14 protein-coding genes are annotated in these 14,261 nt (G+C 71.2%); 9 read left to right on the forward strand and 5 right to left on the reverse strand.

What is annotated here, in order from left to right; all coding sequences use genetic code 11:
* Positions 1 to 42: 42 nt before the first annotated feature.
* Positions 43 to 3,369, reverse strand: coding sequence for a lectin (locus FBY22_RS22105; protein ID WP_260845065.1), 3,327 nt, complete (start codon positions 3,367 to 3,369; stop codon positions 43 to 45).
* A gap of 392 nt (positions 3,370 to 3,761) precedes the next feature.
* Between FBY22_RS22105 and FBY22_RS22110 the strand changes: the two genes are divergently transcribed.
* Both FBY22_RS22110 and FBY22_RS22115 read left to right on the forward strand, forming a co-directional pair.
* Entirely contained in the window at positions 3,762 to 4,202 is a 441-nt protein-coding gene (locus tag FBY22_RS22110) for a VOC family protein (RefSeq protein ID WP_142148543.1), read from the forward strand.
* A gap of 51 nt (positions 4,203 to 4,253) precedes the next feature.
* Entirely contained in the window at positions 4,254 to 4,754 is a 501-nt protein-coding gene (locus tag FBY22_RS22115; RefSeq protein ID WP_142148545.1) for a GNAT family N-acetyltransferase, read from the forward strand.
* Between the two features lie 98 nt (positions 4,755 to 4,852).
* Here the strand turns inward: FBY22_RS22115 and FBY22_RS22120 are convergent, their stop codons facing one another.
* Together FBY22_RS22120 and FBY22_RS22125 are read right to left on the reverse strand one after the other, a co-directional pair.
* Complete coding sequence (locus tag FBY22_RS22120) at positions 4,853 to 5,692, reverse strand: SigB/SigF/SigG family RNA polymerase sigma factor (protein WP_142148547.1); 840 nt, start codon at positions 5,690 to 5,692, stop codon at positions 4,853 to 4,855.
* A gap of 285 nt (positions 5,693 to 5,977) precedes the next feature.
* Complete coding sequence (locus tag FBY22_RS22125) at positions 5,978 to 6,865, reverse strand: SDR family NAD(P)-dependent oxidoreductase (protein ID WP_142148549.1); 888 nt, start codon at positions 6,863 to 6,865, stop codon at positions 5,978 to 5,980.
* Positions 6,866 to 6,936: 71 nt separating this feature from the next.
* Here FBY22_RS22125 and FBY22_RS22130 point away from each other — a divergent pair, with 71 nt between their 5' ends.
* Complete coding sequence (locus tag FBY22_RS22130) at positions 6,937 to 7,878, forward strand: LysR family transcriptional regulator (RefSeq protein WP_142148550.1); 942 nt, start codon at positions 6,937 to 6,939, stop codon at positions 7,876 to 7,878.
* A 19-nt stretch (positions 7,879 to 7,897) separates the two neighbouring features.
* Here the strand turns inward: FBY22_RS22130 and FBY22_RS22135 are convergent, their stop codons facing one another.
* Positions 7,898 to 8,641, reverse strand: coding sequence for a TetR/AcrR family transcriptional regulator (locus tag FBY22_RS22135; protein WP_260845066.1), 744 nt, complete (start codon positions 8,639 to 8,641; stop codon positions 7,898 to 7,900).
* 300 nt (positions 8,642 to 8,941) lie between these two features.
* Between FBY22_RS22135 and FBY22_RS22140 the strand changes: the two genes are divergently transcribed.
* Positions 8,942 to 9,604 carry a Tat pathway signal sequence domain protein gene (locus tag FBY22_RS22140; protein ID WP_142148552.1) on the forward strand — a complete coding sequence of 221 codons (663 nt, stop codon included), beginning with the start codon at positions 8,942 to 8,944 and terminating at the stop codon, positions 9,602 to 9,604.
* Between the two features lie 111 nt (positions 9,605 to 9,715).
* Here the strand turns inward: FBY22_RS22140 and FBY22_RS22145 are convergent, their stop codons facing one another.
* The gene (locus tag FBY22_RS22145; protein ID WP_142148554.1) at positions 9,716 to 10,009 is read right to left on the reverse strand and encodes a hypothetical protein; all 294 of its coding nucleotides are present in this window, start codon (positions 10,007 to 10,009) and stop codon (positions 9,716 to 9,718) included.
* Between the two features lie 146 nt (positions 10,010 to 10,155).
* Between FBY22_RS22145 and FBY22_RS22150 the strand changes: the two genes are divergently transcribed.
* From FBY22_RS22150 to FBY22_RS22170, 5 genes are all read left to right on the forward strand, one after another.
* On the forward strand, positions 10,156 to 10,659 hold the full coding sequence (locus FBY22_RS22150; RefSeq protein WP_142148556.1) for an SRPBCC family protein: 504 nt from the start codon (positions 10,156 to 10,158) through the stop codon (positions 10,657 to 10,659).
* A 1-nt stretch (position 10,660) separates the two neighbouring features.
* Positions 10,661 to 12,280: an NAD(P)/FAD-dependent oxidoreductase gene (locus FBY22_RS22155; RefSeq protein ID WP_142148558.1), complete on the forward strand. Its 1,620-nt coding sequence runs from the start codon at positions 10,661 to 10,663 to the stop codon at positions 12,278 to 12,280.
* Positions 12,281 to 12,329: 49 nt separating this feature from the next.
* Positions 12,330 to 12,782 (forward strand): hypothetical protein, encoded by a 453-nt coding sequence (locus FBY22_RS22160; RefSeq protein WP_142148560.1) that lies wholly within the window; start codon positions 12,330 to 12,332, stop codon positions 12,780 to 12,782.
* A gap of 75 nt (positions 12,783 to 12,857) precedes the next feature.
* Positions 12,858 to 13,745 (forward strand): SDR family oxidoreductase, encoded by an 888-nt coding sequence (locus FBY22_RS22165; protein WP_142148562.1) that lies wholly within the window; start codon positions 12,858 to 12,860, stop codon positions 13,743 to 13,745.
* A 31-nt stretch (positions 13,746 to 13,776) separates the two neighbouring features.
* On the forward strand, positions 13,777 to 14,256 hold the full coding sequence (locus FBY22_RS22170) for an MSMEG_6728 family protein (protein WP_142148564.1): 480 nt from the start codon (positions 13,777 to 13,779) through the stop codon (positions 14,254 to 14,256).
* Positions 14,257 to 14,261 lie beyond the last annotated feature (5 nt).

Raw genomic sequence — 14,261 nt, forward strand, 5'->3', positions numbered from 1 at the left:
CGCTCATGAGGTCTGTCGGATCAGTCGCGGTTACCGGCGTCCCTACTGTCCGAAGCCGTAGGCGAACAGGTGGTCGGTGCCCGTGGAGCCCGTCACCGGCAGGGTGACCGATGCCACCTGCTTGGACGGGTCCAGCGGGACCTTCGTGGCGAAGACGTAGGTCTTGACGTTGTTCCGGCCACCGTCACCGGTGTCGCGGTAACCGGTCGTCACGGCCGTCGTGTTCGCCGGGAGCGGCTTGCTGGATCCGCCGTTGAGCGTCCAGTCGGAGAAGCCGACCGTCGCCTTGGCGGTGGTGCCGTCGGTGTAGGTGACGGTCACCGTTCCCGAGACACCGCTGCCGTCGGTCGGCGCGTTGGTCGCCGCGCCGAGCAAGCCCAGCGACGCACCCGATGTGCCGGCCGGCATCCGGATGGTCTGGCCGGCCATCTCCAGGTTGTCCAGCTGACCGGCCGTCACCTTCGGCCACTCGTAGGAGATGCCGTCGGCCGTGACCGTCGAGCCGCTCGTGACGCCCGCCGCCGCCAGCGCGTTCTGCGAGAACGCCCAGCCGCCGTTGTCGAAGCCGCCCGAGAAGGTGGCACCGTCGGGGTAGACGCCCTCGTTGGTGTCGTACGGCCACAGCGCGCCGGCCTTGGCCACCGCCACCCGGAGGACAGCCGCGCTCAGCGCCGCGCCGGTGCTGTGGTCGGACAGCGCGAGGGTGACCGGATAGGTTCCCTCGCCGGCGCCCGCCGTCACCTTGAACCTGGCCTCGGCGCTGCCCGAGGCGGGCGCCGTCAGGGAGCCGGACGACGTGTCCAGCGTGACGCCCGTGGGCGCGGTGGACTTCCAGTCGACCATGACCGCCTTGCCGCCGAGGTTGGTCACGTCGAGGGTGGCGTCACCGGACGCGCCGGGCTCGAGCACCAGGCCGTCGCTCGACGGGCCGGTGGCGGCCAGCACCCGGCCGCCGCCCGTGGTGTCCGACGGCGGCACCGCCGACAGGCCGGACGCCCAGGAGGTGTTGGGCCGGGTGCCGAGCGTGAAGTCGAGACTGCCGGCGCCCGTCAGTTGCCGGTACGTCAGCCACGAGGCGTTCCACGCCTTGCCCTTGACGTCGAGCGACTGCACGTAGGGCGCGTCGGTCGCGGCCTGCGGCGCGTTGATCCGCACCGTCCTGCCACCGCCGAGGGTCACCTGGGCCACCGGGAACACCGGGCTGCCGAGCACCAGGGTGTCGGCGCCCGGGGTCTCGGGATACATGCCGAGCTCGGACCAGACGTACCAGGAGCTCATCGCGCCGAGGTCGTCGTTGCCGAAGGAGCCGACCGGGGCGTTGAAGTACAGGTCCTGCTGGGCGGCGCGGACGGCTGCCTGCGTCTTCCACGGCTGGCCGGTGTAGTCGTACTCCCAGGGGATCTCGACGCTGGGTTCGTTGCTCAGGTCGGCGTCGGTGTTGCCGGGGTGGGCGATGTCGTCGAGCAGGCTGTCCAGGTAGGACGAGTACGCCTTGGCCCCGCCCCGTGCCTGGATGAGCTGCCGCAGGTTGAAGGGGACCATGGGTGTGTACTGGGCCGAGGTGCCCTCCACGAAGCCGTTGGAGGTCCCGGGGGTGAAACCGCTCGCGAACTGGCCGTCCTTGTTCTTGGCCTGGAGGTAGCCGGTCTGCGGGTTGAAGACGTTCATCCAGTCCTGTGCGCGGGCGGCGAACTTCTCGTACACGTCCGTCTTGCCGAGGGACTTCGCGAAGGCGGCGAGGGCGTAGTCGGCGGAGTCGTACTCGAGTTGGGTGGAGACCGGGCCGTAGAAGTTGCAGCAGCCGTAGTCGTTCTCGTCGAGCGGGAGGTAGCCCTTGGCGTCCCGTACCTTCTCGCCGGGGCGGTCGTTGTTCGGGACGGTGGCCTCGTGCTGGAGAGCGGCGAGCGCCTTGCCCGTGTCGAAGTCCGTCGCGCCGAAGGCGTACGCGCCGGCGATGATGCCGGCGGCCGGGTCGCCGACCATCACGTAGCTCTCGCCGTTGTTCGAGGCCCACTTGGGCAGCAGGCCGGTCTGGTCGTACCCGTTGAGCATCGAGGTGACGACGTCGGCGGTGATCTTGGGCTCGACCATCGCCATCAGCTGGGTCTGGGAGCGGTAGGTGTCCCAGCCGGAGTAGTTGGCGTACTGGGCCTTCTGGCCCTTGGCCAGCTTGTGGACCTGGTTGTCCATGCCCATGTACTGCCCGTTGGCGTCCGAGAAGACGTTGGGGTGCAGGAGGGCGTGGTAGAGCGCGGTGTAGAACTGCACCTGCTGGTCGGAGGTGCCGCCGCCGATCCGGACCTTCTTCAACACGGCGTTCCAGGCGTCGTGATTGGCCTTCTCGACCCCGGCGAAGTCCCACTTCCTGATCTCGGTCGCGAGGTTGTCCGTGGCGTTGGCGTCACTCGTGTAGGAGATGCCGACCTTGGCGTTCACCGTGGGGTCGGAGGAGGTGTCGAAGGTCAGGTACATGCCGTTGGCGCCCGTGGTGGGCGGTTGGGCGGCCTTGGCGGAGGACCGGTGTGCGGTGCTCGCGCTCGGCGCCGGGGACGGCGTACCCGAGCCCTTGTCACCGTTGCCGTGGATCGTCGGGGCCGGCCTCGCCGGGACGGTGAAGTGCTTCTCCTTCCGCGGCGCCGACTTGGATGCCTCGGGAGCGGCCCGGACCGTGCCCGCCTTCAGCGACTTGGCGTCGGGGTTGACGGTGCCGCCGACCCAGGTGCCGCTCGCGGTGAACGGCTGATCGAACTTGACGTCGAAGTGCAGGGTGTACCGGTTGCCCGCCCCGCAGAAGTGACCGCTGTCGATCGCACCGCTGATCTCGTGGTCGTTGACCACCTGGACCCTGGTTCCGTCCACCTGCGTGGCCCCGCCACTGAGCTTGAACAGCAGGTTCGCCTGTCGGCCGGCCGGGAAGGTGAAGCGGCCCAGGCCCGCGCGCGTGGTGTCGGTCAGTTCGGTTTTGACACCGTTGCCATCGGTGACCTTGTAGTACCCGATACCCGACTGCTCGTCGCCGTGGCCGAAGCCGACGGAGGTGTCGCCGAGCTTGCCCGACAACGCGCCGGTCACCGGCAGGACGGGCAGGTCGCCCGCGACGGGGCAACCCGGCCCCGAGACGTGGGTGAGGCTGAAGCCGGAGATCTTGTTGTCTTCGTACTCGTAGCCGCCGCCGTCGGGGCGATGGGGGGTCGTGTCGGGGCCCCACTGCACCATGCCGGCCGGCATGTCGGGTCCGGGGAAAGTGTCCACGGCACCTGACGTGCCGATGAGCGGGTTGACGAGGGACGCGGGGTCCTTCACCAGGGCCGGCGTCGTGGTGCCCGCGGCCTGGGCGCTGCCCGCCGTCGTGAGCGGCAGGGCGGCCATGCCCAAGACGCAGGCCACGGCAAGGCGTTGACGGAGTCTCTTACGGTTGCGCTGTGCGGCTGAACGTCGGGGTCTCACCATCGGTCGCCTCCGCGGCAGTCCGTGCTTCGCACATCAACTGCCGGCACCCCGAGAACCACGGAGCACCGGCCACAGGCAACGACTCCGGGCCGCCTCGGCGACGGACTGACAACGTTGCCATTCACAAGTGTCGAGTGAAACGCCAGTGCTGATGGCGTGTCAACGAGGCGTACGAGGCTTTCTCGGTAAGAAGTTCTCTGCAATCGGCCCGAACGGCCGCCGCCTGTACCGCGGATGTCGAGGACCCGCCACCCGTTCCGTCCCGGACAGGGGACCTCTACGGTGGCCGCGCCACGCGAAGGAGACACGACATGGCGATCCAGCGGATGGACAACGTCCTCATCGTCGTCGACGACATGGACGCGGTCATCGCGTTCTTCGTCGCACTCGGCATGGAACTCGAAGGCAGGGGCCCACTCGACTGGCCCGGCGCGGAGCGGGTCATCGGCCTCAAGGACGTTCGGCAGGACGTCGCCATGCTGCGCGTCCCGAACGGCCAGGGGCGCGTGGAACTGGCCAGGTTCCACTGGCCGAAGGCCATCACCCCCGAGCCGAAGCACGCACCCGCCAACACGCTCGGCCTTCGCCGCGTCATGTTCGCCGTCGACGACATCGATGACGTCGTCGCCCGCCTGCGCACCCACGGCGCCGAACTGGTAGGCGAGATCGTGCGGTACGAGAACATCTATCGGCTCTGCTACGTCCGCGGCCCCGAGGACATCGTCGTCGGACTGGCGGAGGAGCTCGGCTGAAGGACGCCGGCCTCGCGGAGGTGAGCGCATGCGTCATGTGATGCTGGCGTCATGACTGATCACCGCGGGGTTTCCATCGTCCGCTGGCCGGAGCCGGGCCCTCTGGCCGGGGGCGGGCCGGAGACGTTGTTGGCGGCCTATCATCTGCGGACGCAGGCCGAGAAGGGTGAGGGCGTCGCCGGTGTGGACGACCTGCCCGAGCGCTACCGGGCCGAAGTGCTCGATCCGCGGGCCGCGTTCCTCGACGACGTCGTGCTGCTGGCGTTGAGCGGAGATACGGCGGTGGGGTGTCTGGTGCTCACCGCCCCCGTCGACGGACGGGCCGAGCTCAAGAGGCTCTGGACGGACCCGGACCACCGCGGCCTGGGCGTCGCCTCAGGACTCGTCGGGGCAGCGCTCGCGCATGCCGAGCAAGGCGGTGTCGGCGTGGTGCGGTTGTCGGTGTGGAAGTGGCGTGCCGACGCGATAGCCCTGTACGGGCGGCTCGGCTTCACCGTCTCCGAGTCCTGGGACGAGAGGGAGCAACTCGTCTGCATGGAACGCGTCATGTGAGGTGAGGCGTCGCCATTACGCTCGTCACGTGGCTTGAGCCGGTGGGCGTGGTCGTCCACGCTCACCGGCTCAGAAGCGCTCGGAGTGTGCCGTACGTGTCACTCCACCGTCAGCAGCCCGGCGCGCAGCCGCTCCAGCAGACGGCTCAGGAGGCGTGAGACGTGCATCTGGGAGATGTTCAGGCTCTTGCCGATCTCGGCCTGCGTGCGCTCCTCCACGAAGCGCATGTGGAGGATCAACCGGTCGCGTTCGTCGAGGTCGGCGATCAGCGGCGCCAGGGAGTGGAAGTCCTCGACCAGTTGCAGGGCGGTGTCCTCACTGCCGATGAAGTCGGCCAGGACGCTCTCGCCGTCCTCGCTGGTGGAGATGGCGGCGTCCAGCGAAGAGGAGGTGTAGCCGTTGGAGGCCAGCCGGGCCTCGATGACCTCCTCCTCCGACAGGCTCATCAGCTGCGACAGCTCCGCCACCGTGGGCGTGCGGCCCAGGCGGCTGCTGAGTTCCTCGGTGGCCTGGGCGAGCTGGACCCTGGCCTCCTGCAGACGGCGCGGCACGTGGACGGCCCACGAGGTGTCACGGAAGAACCGCTTGATCTCACCGACGATGTAGGGGATCGAGAAGGAGGTGAACTCCACCTCGCGTGACACCTCGAACCGGTCGATCGCCTTGATCAGACCGATCACGCCGACCTGGACGATGTCCTCCATCTCCTGGGGCCCGCGGCTGCGGAACCGGGCGGCCGCGTACCGCACCAGGGAGATGTTCATCTCGATCAGGGTGTTGCGCGCGTACTGGTATTCCTCCGTGCCCTCTTCCAGGACCGCGAGCCTCGCCAGGAACTGACGGGTCAGCTCGCGGGCGTCCTTCGGGGCGATACGGGAGGCATCGACGCCCTCCGACAGCTGTCCCGTGCCGACTTCCGTGGTCAACGCCGCCGTCATGATGAATGTCTCTCCCTCGTCCTCGATACGGCCGGTCAGCCGCTCGCGCTGCCGAATACCCCGGATTCTCGATGTAACGCAGCATCGGATGCAGGTAAGCGTCTGTGGCTGAAAATCGACCCTCGGTTCGAGAACCGGTTCACCCCTTCCTCGCCTTCGAACTGCTCGCGGATTCGCCACGATTTGAGTAACAATGAGGCATTCGTACCCGCACCCGCGCCAGTTTCCCCTTGGCCGAATTGCGCCCCTCCTGATCCCGCGCGCGTCGGCGCGGTCGGCCCGCGCTCAAGGCGTGAGCAGGCGGTCCTGCTCCAGCGGCGGTGTGCCCTCGTGCCAGTCGAGGGCCTTGCCGAAGCGGACGAGCTCGCCGTACAGGGCGGGGTCGACGTGCTCGGTGAAGACCAGGTCGAGGACCGCCGCCGCCGCCCGGGCCGGCGACTGGGCCTGGCTGTAGTCGCTGAACCAGGGGCGTGAGGTGGCGGTGTCGACCATGCCGGGGCACACGGCGGCGATCAGGGTGCCGTTGGCGAGGTCGCCGTCACGGCGCTCGGCGGCGAGGGCGCGGACGGCGGCGACCTGAGCGACTTTGGAGGGCACGTTCAACCACACCGGCCAGCCCGCCTCCTGGGCGGTCCCGTGGTGAATGGCGGCGCGCCACGACTCGACGGCCTTCTCGACCTGCTCCAGGCTCGCCCCGTCGAACAGGTGGTGCAGCCGTGGGTCGAGGTGGCCGAGGGTGCCCAGACTGCTGGCCACGACCAGCAGTCGGCCGCCCCGTCGCAGGGCGGGGCCGAAGGAGCGCAGGATCGCGTGTGTCGCAGTGTTGGAGACGTCGATGAACTCGTCCGCTCGCGCCGCCTGCGAATCCTGCGGCAGAACGCGGGCGACCGCGTTGGAGATCACGACGTCGATCCCCCCGTGGCGGGATCGGAGTTCCTCGGCGAGCCGGCCGATGGCGTCGGTGTCGGTGACGTCCAGAACCCGGCCCTCGACGCGGGCCCGGGTGCCGGGCAGTTCGGCGACCTCTTGGGCGGCGTCCGCCACGCGCCGCCGACTGCGGCCCGTGAGCAGGACCAGGTCGTCGGGGTTCATACGGGCCGCCAGCCCTTCGACGAGGGCACGGCCGAGTCCTTGGTTGGCGCCCGTGACGAGGGCGATGCGCGAAGGGTTCATACCGGCAACGCTAGGAACCGCTCATCCATGAGTCCAACGAGACTTCGGCACGCGTGGTATGCGTAAACGTCATGGACTTCAGGGATGTGTCGATGACGGCGCTGCGCGTTTTCCGGGCCGTCGCCGAGCAGGGGACCTTCACCGCGGCCGCCGTCTCGCTCGGCTACACCCAGTCCGCGGTGTCCCGGCAGATCGCCGCGATCGAACGGGCCGCGGGCGCGGAGTTGCTGGAGCGGCGGCGCGACGGCGTACGGCTGACCTCCGCCGGCCGTGTCGTCATGCGCCGTGCGACGGTCGTGCTGGACGAGATCGAGGCGACCGCGCGCGAGCTGTCGGGCCTGCCCGGGCAGGCCGGTACCGTCCGCCTCGGCTGGTTTCCCAGCGCCGGTGCCGTACTGGTGCCGCGCGCCCTGGCCGCCCTGCGCCGCACGGACCCCGGCCTGCGGGTCGTCGGCCGGGAGGGCAGCACTCCGGCGCTGGTGCGTGCCCTGCGGGCCGGAAGTCTCGACCTCGCGCTGCTCGCCTCGGCGCCGCCGTTCCGGCCGCCGGACGCCGAGTCGCCTCCGCTGGCTGTGCAGACGCTCACCGAGCGCGCTCTGCGTCTGGCGGTGCCGGCCGCCCATCCCCTGGCCCGGGCCGACTTCGTCGATGTCGGCGATCTGCGCGGGCAGCGGTGGATCACCGGTTCCGCGTCGGGGGAGGACACGTCGATGGGCGTGTGGCCGGGACTCGACGAGCGGCCCGAGATCGCCCACACCGTCCGCGACTGGCTCGCCAGGCTGCACTTGGTCGCCGCGGGCTGCGGACTGACCACCGTGCCCGCCGTGCTGGCCCGCGTCGCGCCACCGGGCGTCCGTGTCCTGCCCGTTCGTGGCGGTCCCCAGGAGCAGCGGCGTCTGCTCCTGGCCCGCCTCCCCCACCCGCCGACCGAGGCGAGCGACCGGGTGGCGGCCGCCCTCCGTGCGGCGGCGCTCGACGCCGACACTTCGGTGTCGTACCAGCCGCCGTCGTGACGCCACAGCAGGGAAAGGGTCAGGCGTCCGGTGTGAGGCAGGACGGCAGTGGGCCGGTGGAGGGCGGCGGGTCGGCCAGGCGGGCGGCGGCGCGTTCCGGGCCGAGGAAGGGGACCAGGACGGAGAAGGTCAGAACGGGCAGCAGAGCGGGCAGGTCGGTGGTGCGGCCCGCGGCGATGTGCCGGTAGATCGCGGAGTAGACCCCGCCGACCACGGTGTCGACCACCTCCTGGGTGGGCACGGGCAGCTCGGTCTCGGGCGCGTCGGCGAAGAAGTACCGGAAACGGGCCAGCAGTTCCTCGCGCGCCGCCCGCCCTGCGGGGCCGACCGCGTCGATCTCCACTATGGCCATGGCCGCGAACGCCGGCGCCTCGGCGAGGATGCCGAGCAGCGCGCCGAGCCCGGCCCGTACCCGCGCGGGCCAGTCAGGACCCTGGCCGTGGGCCTCCTCCATCGCGTTGAAGACCAGTGAGGTGCCGTGGTGGTGGGCGGCGAGGAAGACGTCCTCCTTGCCCTTGAACAGCTCGTAGAAGACCGGCCTCGTCACGCCCGCCGCCTTGCAGATGTCGCTGACCCGGGTGCCCGCGTATCCGACCTGGGCCACGGTGCGGACGAATCCGTCGAGCAGCCGGTCGCGTTGGTTGGCGGCGACCGCCTCGGCGGAGGCCCGGCGCGGTCCGGGCCGCAGGGAGCGCTGCGGATCGCGTCCCGTACGCGTTCCTGGCAGCACCAACACAGGTGGCATCGTGGGGGTTTCTGCCATCGCGCACCCTTCTTCCTCACCAACTCACGCGCACGGCCTTGACGTTGAATACCCGTCAGGTTTACAACCTTCACAGGTTTTCCACTCGGCCGGACCGGCGGCGACATGCCATCGGAGCCGTCAGTTTCACGCACCCGCAAGGCCGCAACAAGTACGCCCGCGTCCCCGACGCAGGGTCGGACACCCGCACCGGTCCGCCGTTCCCCCCTCCGGGAACGGCCGTGCGGGGTGCCGCTCCCCCGCCCCGCGGCGGAGCGGCACCCCGCCCTCTTCGCCACCCCCCGTACCAGAGGACCTTCCATGCGCAGACACATGGCTTCCGCCATCCTCGCCACCACCGCCCTGACGACCCTGGCCCTCCTCCCGGCCACCGCGGCCTCGGCGGACGGTTCCGTGCTCACCTACGGCAGCGCCGGCGGCAACGCCGTCTCCGTCGGTGACGTCCTCACCTCTTCGCTCGCCTCCGGCACGAAGGCCACCCTCGCCACCAGCAGCGGCGGTTCCTCCGGCATCACCTGCACCGGCTCGACCCTCTCGGCCACCGTCACCGACAACCCCGCCGCTCCGGGCACCGCCACCGAGTCCGCGACCTCGCAGACGTTCAGCGGCTGCACCAGCAACGTCTTCGGCGTCACGGGCGTGCGCAGCATCACCGTCAACGGCCTGCCCTACACCACCTCCGCCGCCTCCGACGGCAGCGTCACCGTGACCCCGGCCTCGGGCGGCACGATCCAGACCACGGTGGTGCTCTCCACCCTGCTGGGCTCGGTCACCTGCGTCTACCAGGCGCCCAGCCTGTCGGCCGTGAGCTCCAACGGCGACAACAGCCTGGCCTTCGCCAACCAGGCGTTCAGCAAGGTGTCCGGATCGGGGCTGTGCGCGGCCAACGGCTTCTTCTCCGCGACCTACGCGCCCGTGGTCGACAGCAGTGTCAGCGGCTCCCCGGCCGTCTACACCAACTGACCGTCCGCGAGCCCGCACAGCTCCGCCCCGCAGTCGAGCACGACGACTGCGGGGCGGTGGCATGCGCAACCGGGCTCCTGTGGGAGGGGCGACCCGGTTTCCGACGGGGGTTCAGGCGCTCGTGTGGCGTATCGCGGGGACCCGCCGCGGGGCCGCCCGATGTGCCGGCCCGGCCGCGCGGTCACTTTCCAGGCTCCGCAGCCATCGGCAGGCCAGCCCCAACAGGACGGCGAAGACGGCCAGGAGCAACAAGGACGTCCACATGGGCCTGCTGCCGGGAGAGACCCACCCCGTCCAGATGCTCGACGCGGCCCACAACACGACGCCCGCCGTGTAGAAGGCCCGCATGCGACGCAGCTGCCTCGCGGCCGGCAGCGACGAGAAGTGATCAGTCTGGGATGCCATGCGCCCCGTGTACCCCCATCCGCGTGATCCACCGGCACGGATCGGATCCGCGGTCCGACCCGTCATTTCCGCAGGTTGAGCTCCCGTGATCCAGGGCACCCGGCGATGGCTGTTGCCCCAGTCGGCCGACGAAGCAGGAGGCACGTGTGGCCGTACGCCATCGACTGATCAAGGCCGCACCCGAGGTCGTATGGGACGTGCTGTCGGATCCCGACAGGTACGCGGACTGGGTCGTCGGCACTTCCAGCTCCCGCCCCGTGCGTGGTGCGTGGCCGCGGACCGGGGCGGCGATCCGCTACCAGGTCCACCTGGGACCGGCGCGGCTGTCCAACGAGACGATCGTCCGCTTCTGCGACCCCGGCGCCCGCCTCGAACTGGAGGCGCACGCGGGCATCCTCGGCACGGCACGGATCGCGATCGAACTGCGGCCGTGGGGCGAGTACTGCCTGGTGATCGTCGACGAGCACCCCCTACAGGGAGCCGGCGGCAAGTGGCACAACTTCGCCTTCGAAGCCCTCATCCACCTGCGCCATCGCGCGATGCTCGGACGCCTGGCCCGGCTGTGCGAGGACCGGACCGGCGACGAACGGCCCACCCCCCGCCCGGCACCGGTCAACGCGGTGGCCGCGGAGACGGAAGGCGGGACGTGACGTGACCGACGCCGTAGTGATCGGTGCCGGCCCCAACGGTCTGGTGGCCGCCAATCTCCTGGCGGATGCCGGCTGGAGCGTGCTGGTGCTGGAGGAACAACCCGAGCCGGGCGGCGCCGTGCGCCACGACCGGGGCGTCGACCCCGCGTTCGTCAACGATCTGTTCAGCTCCTTCTACCCTCTGGCGGCCGCGTCCCCTGTCCTGACCGGCCTCCGGCTGCAGGACCACGGGCTGCGCTGGAGCCACGCGCCCAGCGTGCTGGCCCATCCGCTCACCGACGGCCGGTGCGCCGTGCTGGACCGGCGCATCGACGTCACCGCCTCCTCCCTCGACACCTTCGCGCCGGGCGACGGCGCCGCCTGGCACCGCCTGCACGAGATCTGGGAGCAGCTGCGGCCCGACCTGCTCAGCGTGCTGTTCACCCCCTTCCCGCCGGTCAGGGCGACGGCCCGGCTCGCGGTCCGGTTGCGGGCGGCGGGCGGGCTGCGCATGGCCCGCACCCTGGCGCTGCCGGTGCGCCGCATGGGCGAGGAGGAGTTCGAGGGGCAGGGCGGCAGGCTGCTGCTCGCCGGTAACGCGCTGCACGCCGACCTCGCCCCAGAAGCGACCGGCAGCGGAGGGTTCGGCTGGCTGATGGCCATGCTGGGCCAGACCTACGGCTTTCCCGTCCCGGTCGGCGGGTCGGGTGCCCTCATCCAGGCCCTGATCCGGCGCCTGGAGTCCTTGGGCGGACAGGTGCGCTGCGGACAGCGCGTCACGTCGATCGTCGTCCGCGAAGGCCGGGCGGTGGGTGTGCGGACGGCCGACGGCCGGCCGATCGCTGCCCGCCGGGCGGTCCTCGCCGACGTGTCGGTGCCCGCTCTCTACGGCGAGCTCATCGACCCCGAGCACCTGCCCGACCAGCTCCTGGCCGACCTGCGGCGCTTCCAGTGGGACTTCGCGACCTTCAAGGTCGACTGGGCCCTCGACGGCCCGGTGCCCTGGCAGGCGGAACAAGCGGCACGCGCAGGGACCGTGCACCTGGCCGACGGCATGGACGAACTGACCCGGTTCGCCGCCCAGATCGCCATGCATCAGGTCCCGGACCGGCCCTTCCTGCTGTTCGGCCAGATGACCAAGGCCGACGCGTCCCGCTCCCCCAGCGGCACCGAATCGGCCTGGGCCTACACCCACGTACCGCACGAGATCACCGCGGACGCCGGCGACGACGGCATCACCGGGCAGTGGAACGCCACCGACCAGGAGCGCATGGCCGACCGGGTCGAGCAGCAGGTGGAGCGCTTCGCACCGGGGTTCCGCTCGCTCGTCCGGGCCCGCCGCATCCTGGCCCCGCCCACTCTCCAGGCGCTCGACGGCAACCTGTGCAACGGCGCCATCAACGGCGGTACGACCGCTGTCCACCAGCAGCTCGTGTTCCGCCCCGTGCCGGGCACCGGGCGGCCCGAGACACCCGTCGCGGGCCTGTTCCTCGCCTCCGCGGGTGCCCACCCCGGCGGTGGTGTCCACGGTGCACCGGGCGCCAACGCCGCACGCGCGGCCCTGCGGCGCCGTCGCTCACCGGGTCTGGCCCGCGCCCAACGCCTGCTGACGCACCGCGACCGCACCGGAGACAAACGCTGACCCCGCCGGCGCCGCGACGCACACCGCGGCGGCAACACCAGGAGCACGCATGAACCACCACCAGACACCCGCCGACCCGCACCACCGGCGCCCCGACGGCGCCGACGACAAGACCGTGGAGGCACTGGCCGCCCTGTCGAAGGCGCTGGAGACGACCGAGCGGGCCAGGGGCCGCCTGTACGACTTCCACCAGCTCACCGGCACGGCCGACTTCCAGGTGGGCGACGCGGTACGGCTCCTGCGGGAGGCGGGCCATCACGAGTGGGCCGAGAAGATCAGCAAGGAGATCCTGGGGCGCAACGTCATCCCCGGGCACTGGACGTTCCAGATCGTCGAGGCCTACAACGCCACCTACTACCGGCCCTTCACCGAACTGGAGGCGGGTGCGAAGGCCGAGCTGGCCGAGCACCGGGACCACCTGTACGAGGCGGAACTCAAGGAGGAGCGCCGCACCCACGGTCACCGGGACCACACCGCACGACCGCCCCTGCCCCGGGACTGACCCGCATCCGATCCAGGTGCCGGAGGCGAAGCACGTCGAAAGGACGTGCTCGCCCCGAGCCGGAAGGAAGTGCCCATGGCGACGGACAGCAGTCCCCTGTCGGGCCGGACGACAGTGGTGACCGGAGCCGCACGGGGTCTCGGCGCGGCCCTGGCCCGCGAGTTCTCCGCACGGGGTGGCCAGGTCGCTCTGCTGGGCCACGAGAAGGCGGCGCTCGACGCGGTCGCGGCCTCCCTTCCCGGCCCGGCGCTGGCCGTGGAGGCCGACGTCACCGACGTCGAGGCGCTCCGAGCCGCCGCTCGTCGCGTCCGCCGCCGGTTCGGACGCCCTTCCGTCGTGGTCGCGAACGCGGGGATCGCCGAGGGCGGCCCGTTCGCCTCCTCGGACCCGGCCACCTGGAGCCGGGTCATCGAGGTCAACCTCGTCGGCAGCGCCCACACCGCCCGGGTCTTCCTGCCCGACCTGGTGGCCACAGCCGGCCACTTCCTGCAGGTGGCCTCCCTGGCGTCGATCGGGGCGGCACCCCTGATGAGCGCCTACTGCGCGTCCAAGTCGGGCGTGGAGGCGTTCGCTCACTCACTGCGGGCCGAGGTGGCCCACGAGGGGGTCAGCGTCGGCATCGCCTACCTCAACTGGATCGACACCGACATGGTGCGCGACGCCGACCGGCACGCCGTCCTGCGCGAACTGCGGGCCCACATGCCGCCCCCGGCCCGCCGCGTCTTGGCGGCGGACGTGGTGGCGGCACGGCTGGTGCGGTCCGTGGAGCGGCGCCGTACGGCCGTGTACGCCCCCGCCTGGCTGCGCCTGACCCAGCCGGTCCGCGCGGCCATGCCGTCGGTGGTGCTGCGGCTGTCCCGGCGGGAACTGCCGCGGCTGCAGGAACGGCAGCCCTGGCAGCACACCGGTCCGCTCGGTGCCGGGGGCCAGGCCGACCAGGCCGCTGCCCGCCACACCGCCTGAACCAAGCGCCCCACAGCGAGGCACGACGACCATGCAGACGTTCCTGCCCGACCCGGACTTCAGGGCCTCCGCCCTCCTGCTGGACCGCCGCCGCCTCGGCAAACAGCGCGTCGAAGCCCTGCAGGTGCTGCGCGGGCTGACCGTGCCGGGTTACGGATGGCGCCGCCACCCGGCCGTGCGGATGTGGACCGGCTACGAGGAGGCTCTGGTCCGCTACGGCCTGGAGATCTGCCGCGTGTGGCGCGAGCAGGGGCACCAGGACAGCTGCGCCGCCTCCCTCGTCGCCGGCCTCGCGGCACACCGCCCCGGGGCGCCGGTGCGTGACCAGGCGGACCTGGCCGCCGGCCACGAACTGCCGCCCTGGCTCGGCGACGAGGCCTTCCACCGCAGTCACCGCTCGGCCCTGGTCCGCAAGGACCCGGAGGTCTACGCGGGCCTGTTCCCCGGCGTGCCCGACGACCTGCCCTACGTGTGGCCCGCTTCGGACCGCCAGGACGTGCCCGCGAGCTGAACCGG

This window comes from Streptomyces sp. SLBN-31, assembly GCF_006715395.1.
GTDB lineage: Bacteria > Actinomycetota > Actinomycetes > Streptomycetales > Streptomycetaceae > Streptomyces.